Raw genomic sequence first — 15,649 nt, 5'->3', positions numbered from 1 at the left:
CCGCCGCTCAGTGCCCGTGCTCCGCGGTCCCGTCCTCGTGCCCGGGCGCCTGTGAGACGGGCGCCGTCGCACCTGCCCGCACGGTGAACTCCGCCGTGTGCACCTCCCCTTCGTGCTTGAAGTCGAGGAACAGCCGGTACGCACCGCTGCTGGGCGCCGTCGCCGTGAACGAGATCGCCGGGCCGGGCTTCGTCCTGCCGTCGCCGGGCTCCCCGTTGGGGTGGACGTGGAGGTAGGCGAGGTCGCCCGAGCGCAGGGCCACCAGGTGGCCGTAGGCGCCGAGGTAGGGCTGGAGGTTGGTGACGGGGTTGCCGCCCCGAGAGACCTTCAGCTTCAGCTCGCTCTCCTTGCCCGGGCGCAGGGCGCCGTCCAGCCGGACTTCGTAGCCATGGATCTTCGCCGTGGTGTTCGGCGCCGGCATCGGCTGCGGCTCGTAGGAGCCGGCGGCGGCCAGGTCCGCGCCGAGGGTGAGGTTCTCGGCGTCCTTCTTCGCCGGGGTGAAGTCGGCGAAGACGCGGTAGCCGCCCGCGCGGGGCAGCTCGACGGGGGTGCTCCAGGTGCCGTCGGCGGCGCGGGTGGGGTGCAGGTGGCGGTAGGTGCCCAGGTCGCGTGAGGCCACGATGAGGTGGAGTTCCTTCTCGTGCTCGCGCCGGTAGGCGGTGACGGCACGTCCGTCGTCGTCGCGGATGACGAAGCTCAGGTCGGAGCGCTGTCCGGCCGTGACGCCCGGGGTCCGCAGGTCGAGGGTGTAGCCGCCCTCGGAGATCTGCAGCCCGCCGGCCGGCTTCGCCTCGTGCCCGCCGCCGTGCCCGCCGCCCTCCGGCGCCGATGACGCCTCACTGTGGCTCTCGTGGCGGGCGGGGGCCGGGTCCTCGACGACCGGGTCGACGCCCTTGCCCACGCCGTAGGCGGTGCCGAAGGTCGCGGTCAGTGCGGCGGCGAACGCGGTGATCCTCAGTCCGGCATGCATGGCGGTCTCCTGCGGGTCGGTCCTTCGATATGATCCTTCACTGCACTTCACGATACCCCTAGGGGGTATGAAGTCAACCCGGTTCCCCACTTGCCTTGCCTACCCCCTAGGGGTATACATGGACACCGGCAAGGATACCCCTACCCCGTACCCAGGTCGACCGGGACAGAGCCCCTTCTGGAGGAACCCATGACCACCACCACGTACGCCGTGTCCGGTATAGCTGCGCCCACTGCAAGGCCACGCTCACCGAGGCCATCGGCGCGCTGGACGGCGTCACCGAGGTCGGTGTCGATCTCGCGGCCGGCCAGGTCACCGTCACCAGCGCCGGCGAGCCCGACGACGCCTTGATCACCGAGGTCGTCGACGAGGCCGGCTACGAGCTGACCGGCCGCGCCGCCTGACCCGCACCCCGAATCGCCGGGGCCCGTCCGCACCGGGCTCCGCCCGCACCCCGCACGAGGAGCTGGGATGACCACCACCGCGTCCGACCCCACGACCGAGGTAGAGCTCGCCATCGGCGGCATGACCTGTGCCTCGTGCGCGGCGCGCGTCGAGAAGAAGCTGAACCGCATGGCCGGCGTGACCGCCACCGTCAACTACGCCACCGAGAAGGCGAAGGTCAGCTACGGCGACGACGTGTCCGTCCAGGACCTGATCGCCACCGTGGAGGCGACCGGGTACACCGCGCGGGAGCCCGCGCCGCCCGCACGCGAGGAGGCCGGGAGCGGCGCCGGGCCCGATGAACTGCGGCCGCTTCGGGAACGGTTGGTCACCGCCGTGACGCTCGCGGTGCCGGTCGTCGCGATGGCCATGATCCCGGCCCTGCAGTTCGAGTACTGGCAGTGGCTGTCGCTCACGCTGGCGGCGCCCGTCGTGACGTATGCCGGGTGGCCCTTCCACAAAGCGGCGTTCACCAATCTGCGGCACGGCGCGGCCACCATGGACACGCTGATCTCGGTGGGTACCTCGGCCGCGTTCCTGTGGTCCTTGTGGGCGCTGTTCTTCGGCACGGCGGGCGAGCCGGGCATGACGCACCCCTTCGAGCTGACCATCGCGCGCAGTGACGGCTCCGGGAACATCTATCTGGAGGCTGCCGCCGGTGTCATCGCCTTCATCCTGGCCGGGCGCTATTTCGAGGCACGCTCCAAGCGCAAGGCGGGTGCGGCACTGAAGGCGCTGCTGGAGCTGGGCGCCAAGGACGTGACCGTCCTGGGTGGGAGCGGCGCCGAACGGACCATACCCGTCTCGGAGTTGAAGGCCGGCGACCGCTTCCTGGTGCGGCCCGGCGAGAAGATCGCCACCGACGGGACCGTCGTCGAGGGCTCGTCGGCGGTGGACGCCTCGATGCTCACCGGCGAGTCCGTGCCGGTCGAGGTGGCCGTGGGCGACCCGGTCACCGGTGCCACGATCAACGCGGGCGGCCGGCTCGTCGTCGAGGCCACGCGGGTGGGTGCCGATACCCAACTCGCCCGGATGGCCCGGCTGGTGGAGGACGCGCAGAACGGCAAGGCAGCGGCGCAGCGGCTCGCGGACCGGATCTCCGCCGTGTTCGTGCCGGTCGTGATCGCCCTGGCGCTGGCCACCCTCGGCTTCTGGCTGGGCAACGGGGCCGAGCCGGTCGCCGCCTTCACCGCCGCGGTCGCCGTACTGATCATCGCCTGCCCGTGCGCCCTGGGCCTCGCCACGCCGACCGCGCTGATGGTGGGCACCGGACGTGGCGCGCAGCTCGGGATCCTGATCAAGGGCCCGGAAGTGCTGGAGTCGACCCGCAGGGTCGACACGATCGTCCTCGACAAGACGGGCACCGTGACCACCGGCCGGATGACCCTGTTGGCCGTGCACACCGCGGACAACGCCGACGAGGCCGACGTCCTGCTTCTCGCGGGCGCGTTGGAGCACGCCTCGGAGCACCCGATCGCCCGTGCCGTGGCCGATGGGGCACTGCAGAAGCTGGGTTCGCTTCCCACGCCGGAGGACTTCGCGAACATACCCGGCCTCGGGGTGCAGGGCGTCGTCGACGGACATGCGGTCCTGGTGGGCCGGGAGCGCCTGCTGGCCGAGTGGGCGATGGAACTGCCCGAGGAGCTCCGGCGGGCCAAGTCCGAGGCCGAGGCGGGCGGTCGTACCGCCGTAGCGGTCGCCTGGGACGGTGAGGCACGGGCGGTTCTGGAGGTCGCCGACGCGGTGAAGGAGACCAGCGCGGAGGCGATCCGGCGGCTGCGCGCCCTCGGGCTCACCCCGATCCTGCTGACCGGCGACAACAGGGCCGTCGCGCACGCCGTGGCCCGCGAGGTCGGGATCGCTCCTGAGGACGTCGTCGCCGAGGTGCTGCCGCAGGACAAGGCCGACGTCGTCAAGCGGCTTCAGAGTGAGGGCCGTTCGGTCGCGATGGTCGGCGACGGCGTCAACGACGCGGCCGCGCTCGCCCAGGCCGACCTGGGTCTGGCGATGGGCACCGGTACGGACGCCGCGATCGAGGCGGGCGACCTGACCCTGGTGCGGGGCGACCTGCGCGCCGCCGCGGACGCCATCCGGCTCTCCCGCCGGACGCTCGGCACCATCCGGTCGAACCTGTTCTGGGCCTTCTCCTACAACGTCGCCGCCCTGCCGCTCGCCGCGGCCGGTCTGCTCAACCCGATGATCGCCGGAGCGGCCATGGCCTTCTCGTCGGTCTTCGTGGTCGGCAACTCGCTGCGCCTGCGCTCGTTCCGGGCCACGAGCTGAATCGTCACGACAAGGGGGGCGCCGCTCAAGCGGCGCCCCCCTTTTTTCTGTACGGTCACTCAGCGGCTCATCAGCCGAAGGCCTTCACGGCCTGGTAGTAGGTCCAGGCCGTGCTGTTGCAGGCGGTCTGCGACGCACCGCCGTAGCCGGCGCACACGCGCTTGAGGTCCTCGTAGAAGGCGCTGTCGATGCGCGCCTTGTTGGCGCTGAACGTGCCCAGTGCCTTGTAGTTGCGGTAGCCGAAGTCGTGCCGGGCGCAGGACGTGGAGAACGGGAAGCCGAACGGGTTGTCCGGCGAGGAGGAGCAGTAGTCCGTGGACCAGTCGAAGCCGTACGCGGACCAGGCGGACTGGTTGGAGCGGGCGGCGACCCAGGAGTTGTAGCTCGACGCGCTGGTCTGGGTCCAGTTGGCCAGGACCTGGGGCTTGTCTGCGGGGGCGGCTTCTGCGGCCGGGGCGGTGGCGACGACGGCCATGAGGGAGAGGGCTGAGGCGGCAAGACCGGTGGCGAGTGTGCGGTGCATTCCACACCTCCATGAGGCTGCGACCCGCCCGTCGGGCCGCAGGTTCATGACAAGATGATTGACACCCCAACAGTCCTTTTACACCTCAAGCGACCTAATGACCCGTTAACTCTGGGACATGCGAGGAGATCAGGGGATGAATTCGCGCTCCGCGCGGCGTGCCCCCGTCTGCCTGTGCCTACCCTCCCTCCGTACGTCCACGGCGGTGACCGCCAGGGCGAGCGGCCCCGGGGCGAGGAACGCGAGCGGCACCATCATCCAGGCGCACAGGGCCGCGGTCGCCACGGCGAGCAGCACCAGGCCACTGCCTCCCACGTCCCGTACGGAGTCCCGGGCGGCCCCGCGCACGGCCGCACGCCAGTCGGTGAGCGACTCGCGGCGGGCGCAGGCCCTGAGGCCGGTCACGAGGGCGCACGCACCGATCGCGGCGGCCGGCACGGCGAACAGCGGCGCACCCGGCAGCCCCGCCCCGGCCAGCGCCAGGTCGACGGCGAGCAGCAGCACGCCCGCCGACACCAGGGCGCCCGCCGCCAGGTCGCCGGCCCGCAGTCGCCGCCGTAGCAGCGCGAAGTACCGTCCGGCGGTGGCCGGCCGCTCCTCCCGGGCGCCGCGCAGCACCGCGCACGCCGTCGACAGCGCCGCGGGCGCCGTCAGCAGCGGCAGACTGGCCACGGCTGTGGCGAGGCCGACGCTCAGCACGTCGGCGAACAGGGTCATGCGCGGGCCGAACACCTCGCCCGCCTCTCGTGCCCCTGTCCCGATCGGCCCACTCGGTCCACTCATGCCGCTCACCCCTTGAGTCCGGAGCTGGCCATGCCCTCCACCAGGAGGCGCTGGAAGGCGAGGAAGAACAGCACGATCGGCAGCAGCGCGATGACGGACAGCGCGAACATCGGGCCGAACGCCGAGGTGCTGGAGGCATCCACGAACGACCGCAGGGCGAGCGTGAGCGTGAACTTCTCGGGGTCGAAGAGATAGATGAGCTGCGTGAAGAAGTCGTTCCACGTCCAGATGAAGGTGAAGATCGCGGTGGTGATCAGCGCGGGGCGGGTGAGCGGCAGCACGATCTTGAAGAAGCTGCGGAACGGGCCGCAGCCGTCGATCCGGGCCGCCTCCTCCAGCTCGCGCGGCAGTCCGCGCATGAACTGCACGATGAGGAAGACGAAGAACGCCTCGGTGGCGAGGAACTTCGGCAGGATCAGGGGCCAGTAGGTGTTCACCAGGCCGAGTTGGTTGAAGATGATGTACTGCGGGATCAGCACCGCGTGATGCGGCAGCATGATCGTCGCGATCATGAACGCGAACAGCGGGCCACGGAAGCGGAAGCGCAGCCGCGCGAAGGCATAGGCGGCGAGCGAGCAGCTGATCACGTTGCCGAGGACCGCGCCGCCCGCGATCAGCAGCGAGTTGCTCAGCAGCCGCCAGATGGAGACGTCGTTCACGCCGTCCAGAGCGGTCCTGTAGTTGGACCACTCCAGGTGGCTGGGCAGCAGGTTGAGGCTGGCGATGACCTCGTCGGCGGGCTTGAGCGAGGTGGCCAGCAGCCACGCCAGCGGGTACAGCATGACCAGCAGCGCGGCCAGACAGCCGACGTGCAGGGCGATCCGTCCCCAGGCAACGGGCTTGCGGACGAGCGGCGTTGTGGTGGTGGTCATCGGTCCCCCTCGGAGGCGTAGAAGACCCAGGAGCGCGAGGTGCGGAACAGCACCGCGGTGACGGCGCCGATGACGATCAGCAGCACCCAGGCCATGGCGGAGGCGTAGCCCATGTGGGAGGCGACGAAGCCGCGATCGTAGAGGTACAGGGTGTAGACGAGGGTCGAGTCGGCGGGGCCGCCCTTGCCGGCGCCGATCGCGAAGGCGGGCGTGAAGACCTGGAAGGCCTGGATGGTCTGCAGGACGAGGTTGAAGAACAGGACCGGGGACAGCATGGGCACCGTGACGGACAGGAACTGCCGCCACTTCCCGGCGCCGTCCACGGCCGCCGCCTCGTACAGCTCGCCCGGGATCTGCTGGAGGCCCGCGAGGAAGATGACCATCGGCGCCCCGAACTGCCACACCGTCAGCAGCGCCACGGCCAGCAACGCCCAACCCGGCTTGTTGACCCAGCCGCCGGTGCCGAGCAGGTTGTCCACCGTGCCGCCGTCGTTGAAGATCGCGCGCCAGACGAGGGCGATCGACATCGACGCGCCGAGCAGTGACGGGGCGTAGAACGCGGACCGGTAGAAGCCCTTGCCGCGTTTCATGGACTTCAGGGCGAGCGCGACGCCCAGCGCGAGGGCGAGTTGCAGGGGCACGGCGATGACGACGTACGTCAGTGTGGTCACCACGGAGCGCCAGTAGCGCGGGTCCTCGGTGAACATCTGGACGTAGTTGCGCAGGCCCACCCAGCGCGGCGGGTTGAACAGGTCGTAGTCGGTGAAGGACAGGTACAGCGACACGGCCATCGGCAGCAGCGTCAGGACGATCGCGCCGAGCACCCATGGGGACAGGAACACCCAGGCGGGGCCCTGTGGTTCGCGCTTGGGCCGGCGCTTCGGGGCCGCGGTGGCCCGCGCTGTCCCGGCGGCGGGCGCGGAGATGTCGGTGGTGGTCATGACCTCAGCTCCGCCTTCGCCTCGGTGACGTAGTTCTCGGCCGCCTCACTCGGCGACATGCGCTCGTACGACACCTGGTCGTAGTCGCGCTGGAAGGTGGTCTGCAGGGCGTTGTCGCCCGAGGGCGGGGCCTGCGGCGGGTCCTTGAGAGAGCCCTCCAACGACGCCTGGTAGTCGGCGATCGTCCGGTCGAAGTCCTTGAGCTGCGGCTCGATCGCCTTGCGAACGGACTCGTTGACGGGGATGCCGCGGGTGGCGCCGAGGATCTGCGCCGCCTTCTCGTCGTTGATGAGGAAGTCGACGAGCTGCGCCGCCTCCTTCGGGTGGGCGGTGTTGGCGCCGACCCCGAGGAACATCGACGGCTTGAAGTACTGGCCGGGGGTGCCGTCCTCTCCGGACGGCATCGGCGCGAGCGCGACGCCGCTCGGTATGAGGGCGAGGTAACCGCTCGCCGGTGCGTCCCAGTTGGAGTCGGAGATGGCCTCGCCGCGCCCCAGCGGGGTGTTCTCCACGGAGCCGTCGAGCTGGGTGGTCTGCTCGGCGGGCGAGACGACGCCCTCGCGGCGGAGCTCGTCGGTGAAGGTCCACCAGCGGGTCAGGTCTCCGGCCGTGAAGCCGAGCCCGCCGTCCTTGGTGTAGAGGGACTTGCCCTGGCCGCGCAGCCAGACCTCGAAGCAGTCCTCGCTCTGGCCGGGGTCGGTGGCGCCGGGTTTGCCGGTCCTCTCCGCGAGGGCGCGCATGGCGTCCGCCCACTCGCTCCAGGTCCAGCTCCCGCCCGGGAGCGGAACGCCGGACTCCTTCCAGGCCTTGACGTCATGGGCGACGGTCTCGGTGCCGCGGCCCTGCGGGATCGCGTACTGCGTGCCGTCCAGCCGCCCGGTCGCGAGCAGGCCCGCGTCGATCTCACCGGTGCGCAGGACGGCCTTCTGCTGCGCGAGGTCGAGCAGGACGTCACCCGAGGCGTACTGGTCGATCTGCCGGTAGTCGAGCTGCATCACATCCGGGGCGTCGCCGCCCGCCGCCTGGGTGGCGAGCTTCTGCTTGTAGGCGTCGTAGGCCGAGAACGACGTCTGCACCTGGACGTTCGGGTGCTGTTTCTCGAACAGGGCGACGGCCTGCTCGGTGCGTTCCGCGCGGTCGGGATTGCCCCACCACGTGTAGCGCAGCACGACCTTGCCGCCGCCGACCGACTCTCCGGATCCGCCGCAACCGGCCGCCATCGCGCAGAGCACGAGTGCGGCGGCCGACGCGCAGAACCCCTTTGTCCTGTGTCCGGGCATGCCGAGGTCACCTCTCCTTTCCTCGGGATTTCTGTTGGCCCCCCTCGGCCCCCCTTGGCCTGCTCCCCGCCGGCCTGAGATTCGCCGGCTGCTACTCGCCGCCGTAAGGCAGCGTCGTCCCGGGCAGGTTGTACTCGTCGCGGCGCCCGCACATGCCGAAGCCGCCGAGTCTCGTGGGCGCGGTCTCGTACGCGGTCGCGTCGGCGAGATACGCCGGCTCGCCCGCCTCCAGCGCTTCGAGCTGGGCGCCGGTGCGCTCGGCCGTGGCCAGGGCGCCGGCCCGCCACAGCTCCCGCCAGTTCGGCACCTTGGCGCGCACGAGCCGGGCGGCGGCGCGCTGGAACTCGGCGTAGGGGCCGTTGTCACCGGCGACGAGTGCCTCGCGCAGCACGAGGTACCCCTCGACGGCGAGGTCCCGGCGCCGACGCGCGGCAGCCGCCGTCTCCGGTCCGGTGCCGGGCGGAAGGGCCGCCGCGGCGGCGTACTTCTCGGGGTCGGCGAGCACCTCGGGCGGGAAGGTGAACACGGCGTCCCCGGCCTCGGGGAGCCCGCTGTTCTGCATCAGCACGGTGATGCGCAGGTCGCCGCCCTGGACCATACGGTGCACGGTCCCCGGCGTGAACCAGGCGACCGAGCCTGCCTCCAGGGGGATGTCCCGGTAGCCGTCCGGGCTCAGCGTCTGCACGGCCCCCCGGCCGCCGGTGACGACGTACGCCTCCGTGCACACCAGGTGCAGATGCGGGCTGCCACCGCACACACCGTCGGCGGCCTCCCAGTCATAGGCGCTGAGGTGGGACAGACCGACGGCGCCGGGCAGCGGATGCGGAAGGTTCGGCTTCACCACGGCAGCCCCTCCAGGTGAGCGCCCACCTGCTCCCGGTCCCAGGCCCCGTCCGCGACGACCACCCGGTAGCGGTAGGCGAAGGACTCGCCCGGCGGCAGCTCGAACTCCTCGAAGAACGCCCACGAGAACGCCACCGTCGGGATCGGCTCGGAGCGCACGAACCAGTGGGACTCGTGGATCGCGGCCTGCTCGTCGAGGTTCTCCGGCGCATGCGCGAAGACGAGCGTGGAGTGCCCGTCGATGTCGTCGTGCTCGGTGGTGAACCCGAGCCACGGGCCCTGTGTGCCCATCAGCTTGCCCGCGTCCACGCCCGCTCCCCCGTCGAGGTCGGGGCCGAACGCGGTGCCGCCGGTGAAGTCCCGGGGGCCGCGCCACTGGAGTCCGGTGTAGCCGGCCATCTCACGGCCGGCGGTGGTGGGCGAGCCGAACGCCAGGGGCTCGTCACGGACGTTGGTCAGCCGGATCGACCAGTCGAGGGTCCAGGCGCCGGACTCCTCGTCCACCGAGTGGACGGTCAGCCCGCGCACCTCGCGCGCCCACTCCTCGCCGCCGTTCTCGACCCAGGTGAGCTCCTCGCTGAAGGCGAGCCGGTCGTCCTCGACCGTGAACTCGGTGAAGCCGTCGTGCCGCATGGAGCCGACCCGCTCGGGCAGCGGCAGATAGCCCTCGCCGTGGACGTAGCAGTTGCCGCCCCAGAAGTTCTGCCCCGACAGATGGCTCGCCGTCATCTGCAGGCCCTTGTGCCAGCGGTGGTCGTTGGGCCGGTAGCCGGTCACGGTGTGTCCGGCCAGGGTGCGCACGGGGTGGGCGTACGGTTTGCGGGACTCGAACGCCTCCGGGTCGGGGCGGTAGACGTACCGCAGGATCTCGGTGCCGTTCGCGGCCGTGACGGCGATGTGGTCGCCGTGCGCGTGGGTGACGCGGATGCTCATGCGCGCTCCTTGGGGGCCCAGTGGGGGTGGTCGCCGTGCATGGCCGGGTAGAAGGGGTCGCCGGGCCGGATCTCGCCCGCGAGCACCGGGCTTCCCGTGAACGCGGCCTTGTACAGGGCGGCGGCGAAGTCGAGGGTGGCCCGGGCGTCGGGGCCGCTGCCCGGCGGCCGGACACCGCTGTCGTAGGCGTCGAGGAGGGCGCCGAGCTGTGCCGTGTGGGAGCTGGGCTGGTCCGCGGCGGGGGTGCGCCAGGCGGTGGCGCGCTCGGCGGGGACGTGCGGGGCCGGGGTGTAGACCCAGTCGTCGTTGCGGTGGCCGTACAGGTGGGTGAGCTCGACCGTGCCGTCCGCGCAGTCGACGCGGATGCGGCTCACCTCGTGCGGGGACAGCACGCTGTTGACGACGGTGGCCAGGGCGCCGTTCTCGAAGCGTACGAGGGCCGTCGAGACGTCCTCGCTCTCGGTGTCGTGCACCAGACGCGCGGCCATGGCCCGTATCTCCGCCCACGGGCCGAGCAGGTGCAGCAGCAGGTCGAACTGGTGGATGCCGTGCCCCATCGTCGGCCCGCCGCCCTCGGTGGCCCAGCGCCCGCGCCACGGCACCGCGTAGTACGCGGCGTCCCGGTGCCAGGTCGTCTGGCAGTGCGCGACCAGCGGGGAGCCCAGCTCACCGCTCGTGATCAGCTCACGGGCGTGCACGGCGCCGGAGCCGTAGCGGTGCTGGAAGACCACGGACGCATACGCCCCCGACGCCTCCTCGGCCGCCGCGATGTCGTCGTACTCGGCGAGCGACAGACACAGCGGCTTCTCGCACAGCACCCAGGCGCCCGCCTTGAGCGCGGCGACCGTCTGCTCCCGGTGCAGCGACGGCGGCGTGCCGATCAGGACCAGGTCGGGGCGTACGGCGTCCAGCATCTCGCCGGTCGAGGTGTACCCGGCGACGTCCTCGCCCGCGAGCTCCCGGAAGGCGTTCAGCCGGGCCTGGTCCACGTCGACGGCGGCGACCAGCTCCACCCGGTCGGGGTGGGATCTCAGCGCGGGGAGGTGGCTGCCGCTGACGATGGCGCCGGTGCCGATCACCGCGACGCGGCGGCGGGCGGGGCTTGGGGACATGCAGTTCTCCTCGTACGGCGGACAGCCCGCTCAGAAAGCGCTTGCACTTCGAGGGCGACCCTAGGCAGGGACGGAATGTAAGGACAACCCCTGTGCGGCGAGATGAGCAAAGCCCGACCCGTCCGGCTCGGCCCACCTCCCGCACGCTCCCCTTTTCGACCGCCGCTCAAACGAACGAAGATCACAGGGTCGACCAGGGCTGTGGCGCGCTTCAACTCCCTTATACAGACGGCCCGTTGACAGCGTCCGGCATCCGCGTCACGGTGATGACTCGTCGTGCTCGGGAGGTCACCGATGACAGCAGCCGGCACCGATACCGATTTGGTCAACCGCGTCCGCGCCCTGCGCCCACGCGTCCGCGAACACGCGCTGCGCGCCGAGCAGGAGCGGCGGGTCACCCCCGAGGTCGCGGCGGCACTGACGGACGCCGGCATCCATCGGATGAACGTGCCCCGGCGGTACGGCGGCTACCAGAGCCGGCTGCGCACCCAGGTCGACGCGGTGGCCGAGATCGCCTCGGCGTGCGGCTCGACGGCCTTCAAGACGGTGATCCAGGCCGGCTGCTCCTACATCGCGGCACTCTTCCCCGACGAGGCGCAGGACGAGATCTTCACCAACCCGGACGCGAAGGTCGGCGGCACTCTCGTGCCGGACGCGACGGCAGTCCGCTCGGACGGCGGCTATCTGGTCAACGGCACCTCGGGCTTCGCCACCGGCTGCCACGACGCCGGCTGGCACCTGCTGACGGTCCGCGTCGAGTCCGAGTCGGGTGAGGGGCCGCCGGAGCTGCTGTGGACGGCCGTACCGATGGCCGAGCTGGAGATTCTCGACGACTGGTACGTGTCGGGGCTGGCCGGGACCGGCAGCGACAGCGTCGTGGCGCGGGACGTCTTCGTTCCGGCCCATCGGGTCCTGCCGGTCGCGCCGCTGCTGGCGGGCGAGATCGGGTCGAAGACCAACGCCGACGACCCGTTCTACCGGATGCCCGTCCTGCTGCTGTTCTGCGTGTGGACGGCGCCCAACGCGCTCGGCCTGGCCCGGTCCGCTCTGGCGGAGTTCACCGAGCGCAGCCGGCGGCGGGGCATCACCTACACGCTCCACCAGCGCCAGAACGAGGCCACGGTCACCCATCTCCAGGCGGCCGAGGCGGCCATGAAGATCTCCTGCGCCGAGCTGCTGACCGCCGAGTTCGTCGCCCTGATCGAGTCGCGGGCCGAGTCGGGCGAGCCGTACACGCCCGAGGAACGGGCCAGGATCCGGGCGCAGAGCGGCTATGTGGCGCGGCTGTGCAAGGAGGCCGTCGATCTGCTCGGCTCCGCGGCCGGGGCGTCGTCGCTGCACCGGGACGTGCCCATCCAGCGGGCGGTGCGCGATCTGCACGCGCTGAGCCTTCACGCGTTCGTGAATCCCGCGACCAATCTGGAGATCTACGGCCGGGTCCTGTCCGGAGTCGACCCGGGCACGCCCTTTCTGTGAGCCCCTTGCTCGGGGTCACCCCCTTGTTCAGGAAGCGCCGCAGCCGGGTCAGCGGCCAGGTGTTGATCACGTCGTCCTTGGTGAGCCAGCCGCGCTGGGCCGTGCCCACGCCGTAGCGCAGGTTGGCCAGATGGGTGACGGCGTGGGCGTCGCTGTCGACGGCGAACTTCACGCCGTGCCGCCTGGCCCGCAGGATGTCCTCGTCGCGCAGGTCCAGCCGGTCGGGATGGGAGTTGATCTCCAGGGCCGTGCCGGTGCGTGCGCACGCGGCGAACACGGCATCGAGATCCACGTCGATGCCGGGGCGCTTGCCGATGAGCCGGGTGGTGGGGTGCCCGATGATGTGGACGTGCGGGTTCTCGCAGGCCCGGACGATCCGCCGGGTCAGCGCCTCGCGCCCCTGGTTGAAGTGCGAGTGCACCGAGGCCACGCACAGGTCGAAGCCGGCGAGGAACTCCGCCGGCCAGTCCACCTCGCCGTCGGGGCCGATGTTCAGCTCGGCGCCGTGCAGCACCCGCATGCCGGACCGTTTGCCCCGCTTGCCGTACTCCCCGTCGAGCTCGCGGACGCGTTCGCGCTGGGCCAGGATCCGTTCGTCGGTCATCCGCTGCATGGCCATGTCCGGACCGTGGTCGGTCACCGCGTAGTAGGCGTGGCCGCGCTCGGCGGCCGCGGCGACCATCTCCTCCAGCGGGGCGAGCCCGTCGGTGAGGTCGGTGTGGGTGTGCAGGTCGCCCCGGATGTCCGTCTCCTGGATCAGGTCGGGCAGCTCGCCGCGCAGTCCGGCCTCGATCTCGCCCCGGTCCTCACGCAGGGTGGGCGGGATCCAGGGCAGGCCGAGCCGGGCGTACACGTCCTCCTCGGTCTCGGAGACGATCTTCTTGCCGGTCTCGGTGTCGAAGAGCCCGTACTCGGAGAGCTTGAGCTTCTGGCGGACGGCGATCTCCCGGGTGCGGATGTTGTGGGCCTTCGACCCGGTGAAGTACTGCATCGCCGCGCCCCAGGAGTCCGGCGGGACGACGCGCAGGTCGACCTGGAGGCCCCTGTCCGTGCGGATCGACGTCTTCTTCGCGCCGTGCGCGATCACCTCCGAGACGTACGGCAGCTCGGTGAAGGCCCGCATGATCGGCTCCGCCTTCCCCGCAGCGACGAGGATGTCGATGTCGCCGATCGTCTCGCGGACGCGGCGCAGCGAGCCGGCGTAGGAGCAGCGTTTGCAGCCGGTCACCTGGGACATCTCGGCGACGATGTCCTCGGCGAGGCTCATGGCGGCGTCGATCAGGACGCGGTCTCCGGCGGACTGGAGCAGGGCGATGCCGTGCAGGATGTTCTCCTCGGTCTTCGGCCCGAAGCCCTTCAGGTCGCGCAGCCGCTCCTCGTGGATGGCGTCGGCGAGCCCCTCGGTCGTGGAAATGCCCAGCTCCTGGTAGATGACCAGGGCCTTCTTCGGGCCGAGCGTCGGGATGGCGGTCAGCTGCCGGACCCCGGCGGGGATCTTCGCCCGTAGTTCCTCGACGGCCGAGACGCTGCCGGTGGAGAAGTACTCGACGACCTTCTCGGCGATCGACTTGCCGACGCCCGGGATCTCCTTCAGGGCCTTGACGTCGAGCGTGGACACATCGGCATGGTGGCCGCCGATCGCCCGGGCGGCCTTCTCGTAGACACGTGCCCTGAACGCGTCTCCTCCGGTGATGGAGATCAGATCCGCGTACTCCTGGAACAGTGCGGCGACCTCGTCGTTCGACCGAGCCACACCACCAGGGTAGGCAAGGAGGGGCCGGGCGGCGCGGTGCCGGACGAGCCGCCCGTTCTCCCCCGGCCTCGCTGCCGGCCCCTCTACTGGCCTCTCTACTGGCCCAGGGGTGTGGGCGGAGTCGTCGTGGTGGTGTCGGGTTCGGGTGTCCGGGCCGGGATCGGAGGGTGAGCCGGGGTCGCCAGCTCCTTCGTCAGGGCGTCGGAGATCCTGCGGGCCAGGAGCGGGTCGGCCGGCAGGGTGTGTGCCGCGAACCAGCGGGCGGCCGAGGGGTCGGGGGACGGTTCGACGAACTCGGCGCCCGCGTAGTCGTCGAGCGGCGGGTCGTAGACGTAGCCGGCGACCACGCCGTGGTCCACCAGACGTGTCACGAGGGCGTTGCGGTCGTGGACCAGGAGCGGCACCCGGAACAGTCCCGGGGAGCCGTCGTGTGCCGTCCGCTCGCGCAGGGCCGGGGTGGCCCAGGTGGTGCCCGCCAGCAGCGAGACACCGGCCCGGCGTCGGGCGAGGTCACCGTCCAGCAGAGCCATCCGCAGCTCCAACTGCCCCCGGACCAGGGCTCCGTGGCGGGAGCGGAAGCCGTGCAGGTCGACCCGGACCCAGGGCTCGTACGCGGCGAGGCTCGGCGCATGGCGTGCGCTGCCGGCGAGGCGGGGTGCGTGCAGGGCCATGCGGAAGTCGTCGCGTTCGAGCAGCCCCAGGCGCTGCATCGTGCGCCAGACCGGGCGCACCAGGTGGAGCGAGCGTACGGCGGACCGTGCCAGTGGACGCAGGGTGGTGGTCAGGTCGTGGCGGAGGCGGCGCGGGGTCAGCAGGTCGTCGCGCAGCAGCTCCAGTTCCCGTCGGGTGCGTACGTCTTCGACGGCGAGGAAACCGCCGGCCATCCCCGCCACATGCTTGGACAGGCTGAACGCCGCCGCCTGCCCGAAGGTGCCGATCGGCTGCCCGTCCACATGCGTGCCGATGGCGTGCGCCGCGTCCTCGATCAGGGGGATCCCCAACTCGTCGCAACGGCGGCGCAGTTCGACGACCCGGTCCGGCATGCCGTACAGGTTGGTGGTCAGAACGGCGTCCACGTTGCGCCACGTGGTCTCCGGTACGGCGGCCGGGTCGATGTTGCCGTCCCACTGGGACACGGGGGCTTGCACGGGGCGCAGTCCGGCGGCGAGGACGACGAAGAGGATCACGTCGTCGTTCACCGGGGACATCAACACCCGCCCGCCGGGCCGGCACCAGCGCCGCAGCGCCAGGTACAGGGCGAGTCGGGCCGAGGGCGTGTAGACGCATTCGCGTCCGATGCGCCGTGTCATCATCGCGGCGAGCCGCGATCCGTACGGCATGGTCACCTCTTCCGTGGAAGGGTCCGACGAAGGGCCGCCCGAGGCGGGCGGTGTGCACTCGCGGGCATCGTGAGGGCCCCGTGCGGGGGTTCCGAG

The 15,649-nt window shown here is 71.2% G+C and carries 13 protein-coding genes and 1 pseudogene; 3 read left to right on the top strand and 11 right to left on the bottom strand.

Annotated elements, in window-relative coordinates; genetic code table 11:
- Positions 1–7: 7 nt before the first annotated feature.
- On the bottom strand, positions 8–970 hold the full coding sequence (locus OG331_RS43230; RefSeq protein WP_406207496.1) for a hypothetical protein: 963 nt from the start codon (positions 968–970) through the stop codon (positions 8–10).
- 134 nt (positions 971–1,104) lie between these two features.
- Between OG331_RS43230 and OG331_RS43225 the strand changes: the two genes are divergently transcribed.
- Together OG331_RS43225 and OG331_RS43220 are read left to right on the top strand one after the other, a co-directional pair.
- Complete coding sequence (locus OG331_RS43225) at positions 1,105–1,374, top strand: heavy-metal-associated domain-containing protein (protein ID WP_406210699.1); 270 nt, start codon at positions 1,105–1,107, stop codon at positions 1,372–1,374.
- Positions 1,375–1,441: 67 nt separating this feature from the next.
- Positions 1,442–3,697, top strand: a complete 2,256-nt coding sequence (locus tag OG331_RS43220) for a heavy metal translocating P-type ATPase (RefSeq protein WP_406207493.1) — start codon at positions 1,442–1,444, stop codon at positions 3,695–3,697.
- A 70-nt stretch (positions 3,698–3,767) separates the two neighbouring features.
- On the opposite strand, the gene OG331_RS43215 is transcribed toward OG331_RS43220, so the two are convergent.
- From OG331_RS43215 to OG331_RS43180, 8 genes are all read right to left on the bottom strand, one after another.
- A complete protein-coding gene (locus tag OG331_RS43215; protein WP_406207490.1) occupies positions 3,768–4,220 on the bottom strand; it encodes a phospholipase in 453 nt (150 codons plus the stop codon).
- 129 nt (positions 4,221–4,349) lie between these two features.
- Complete coding sequence (locus OG331_RS43210) at positions 4,350–5,003, bottom strand: hypothetical protein (RefSeq protein WP_406207488.1); 654 nt, start codon at positions 5,001–5,003, stop codon at positions 4,350–4,352.
- Between the two features lie 5 nt (positions 5,004–5,008).
- Positions 5,009–5,875, bottom strand: a complete 867-nt coding sequence (locus tag OG331_RS43205) for a carbohydrate ABC transporter permease (RefSeq protein WP_406207486.1) — start codon at positions 5,873–5,875, stop codon at positions 5,009–5,011.
- Positions 5,872–6,816, bottom strand: coding sequence for a carbohydrate ABC transporter permease (locus OG331_RS43200; RefSeq protein WP_406207483.1), 945 nt, complete (start codon positions 6,814–6,816; stop codon positions 5,872–5,874). The genes OG331_RS43205 and OG331_RS43200 overlap by 4 nt, the downstream gene beginning before the upstream one ends.
- Positions 6,813–8,096, bottom strand: a complete 1,284-nt coding sequence (locus OG331_RS43195) for an ABC transporter substrate-binding protein (protein ID WP_406207480.1) — start codon at positions 8,094–8,096, stop codon at positions 6,813–6,815. Before OG331_RS43195 ends, OG331_RS43200 begins: the two co-directional genes overlap by 4 nt.
- Positions 8,097–8,187: 91 nt before the next feature.
- The gene (locus OG331_RS43190; protein ID WP_406207477.1) at positions 8,188–8,940 is read right to left on the bottom strand and encodes a cupin; all 753 of its coding nucleotides are present in this window, start codon (positions 8,938–8,940) and stop codon (positions 8,188–8,190) included.
- A complete protein-coding gene (locus OG331_RS43185) occupies positions 8,934–9,872 on the bottom strand; it encodes a PmoA family protein (RefSeq protein WP_406207474.1) in 939 nt (312 codons plus the stop codon). Before OG331_RS43185 ends, OG331_RS43190 begins: the two co-directional genes overlap by 7 nt.
- The gene (locus tag OG331_RS43180) at positions 9,869–10,984 is read right to left on the bottom strand and encodes a Gfo/Idh/MocA family protein (RefSeq protein ID WP_406207471.1); all 1,116 of its coding nucleotides are present in this window, start codon (positions 10,982–10,984) and stop codon (positions 9,869–9,871) included. Before OG331_RS43180 ends, OG331_RS43185 begins: the two co-directional genes overlap by 4 nt.
- 294 nt (positions 10,985–11,278) lie before the next feature.
- On the opposite strand from OG331_RS43180, the gene OG331_RS43175 reads away from it, so the two are divergent.
- Complete coding sequence (locus OG331_RS43175; protein ID WP_406207468.1) at positions 11,279–12,460, top strand: acyl-CoA dehydrogenase family protein; 1,182 nt, start codon at positions 11,279–11,281, stop codon at positions 12,458–12,460.
- Positions 12,461–12,479: 19 nt separating this feature from the next.
- Here OG331_RS43175 and polX read toward each other — a convergent pair.
- Positions 12,480–14,213, bottom strand: a pseudogene (gene polX / locus OG331_RS43170) (DNA polymerase/3'-5' exonuclease PolX); the annotation flags it as partial.
- A 95-nt stretch (positions 14,214–14,308) separates the two neighbouring features.
- A complete protein-coding gene (locus OG331_RS43165) occupies positions 14,309–15,553 on the bottom strand; it encodes a DegT/DnrJ/EryC1/StrS family aminotransferase (protein ID WP_363031982.1) in 1,245 nt (414 codons plus the stop codon).
- Positions 15,554–15,649: the final 96 nt, after the last annotated feature.

It is taken from the genome of Streptomyces sp. NBC_01017, assembly GCF_045162795.1.
GTDB lineage: Bacteria > Actinomycetota > Actinomycetes > Streptomycetales > Streptomycetaceae > Streptomyces > Streptomyces machairae.
Note: the sequence above shows the minus strand (reverse complement) of the source record. Positions and strands in the feature narration are given on the sequence as shown.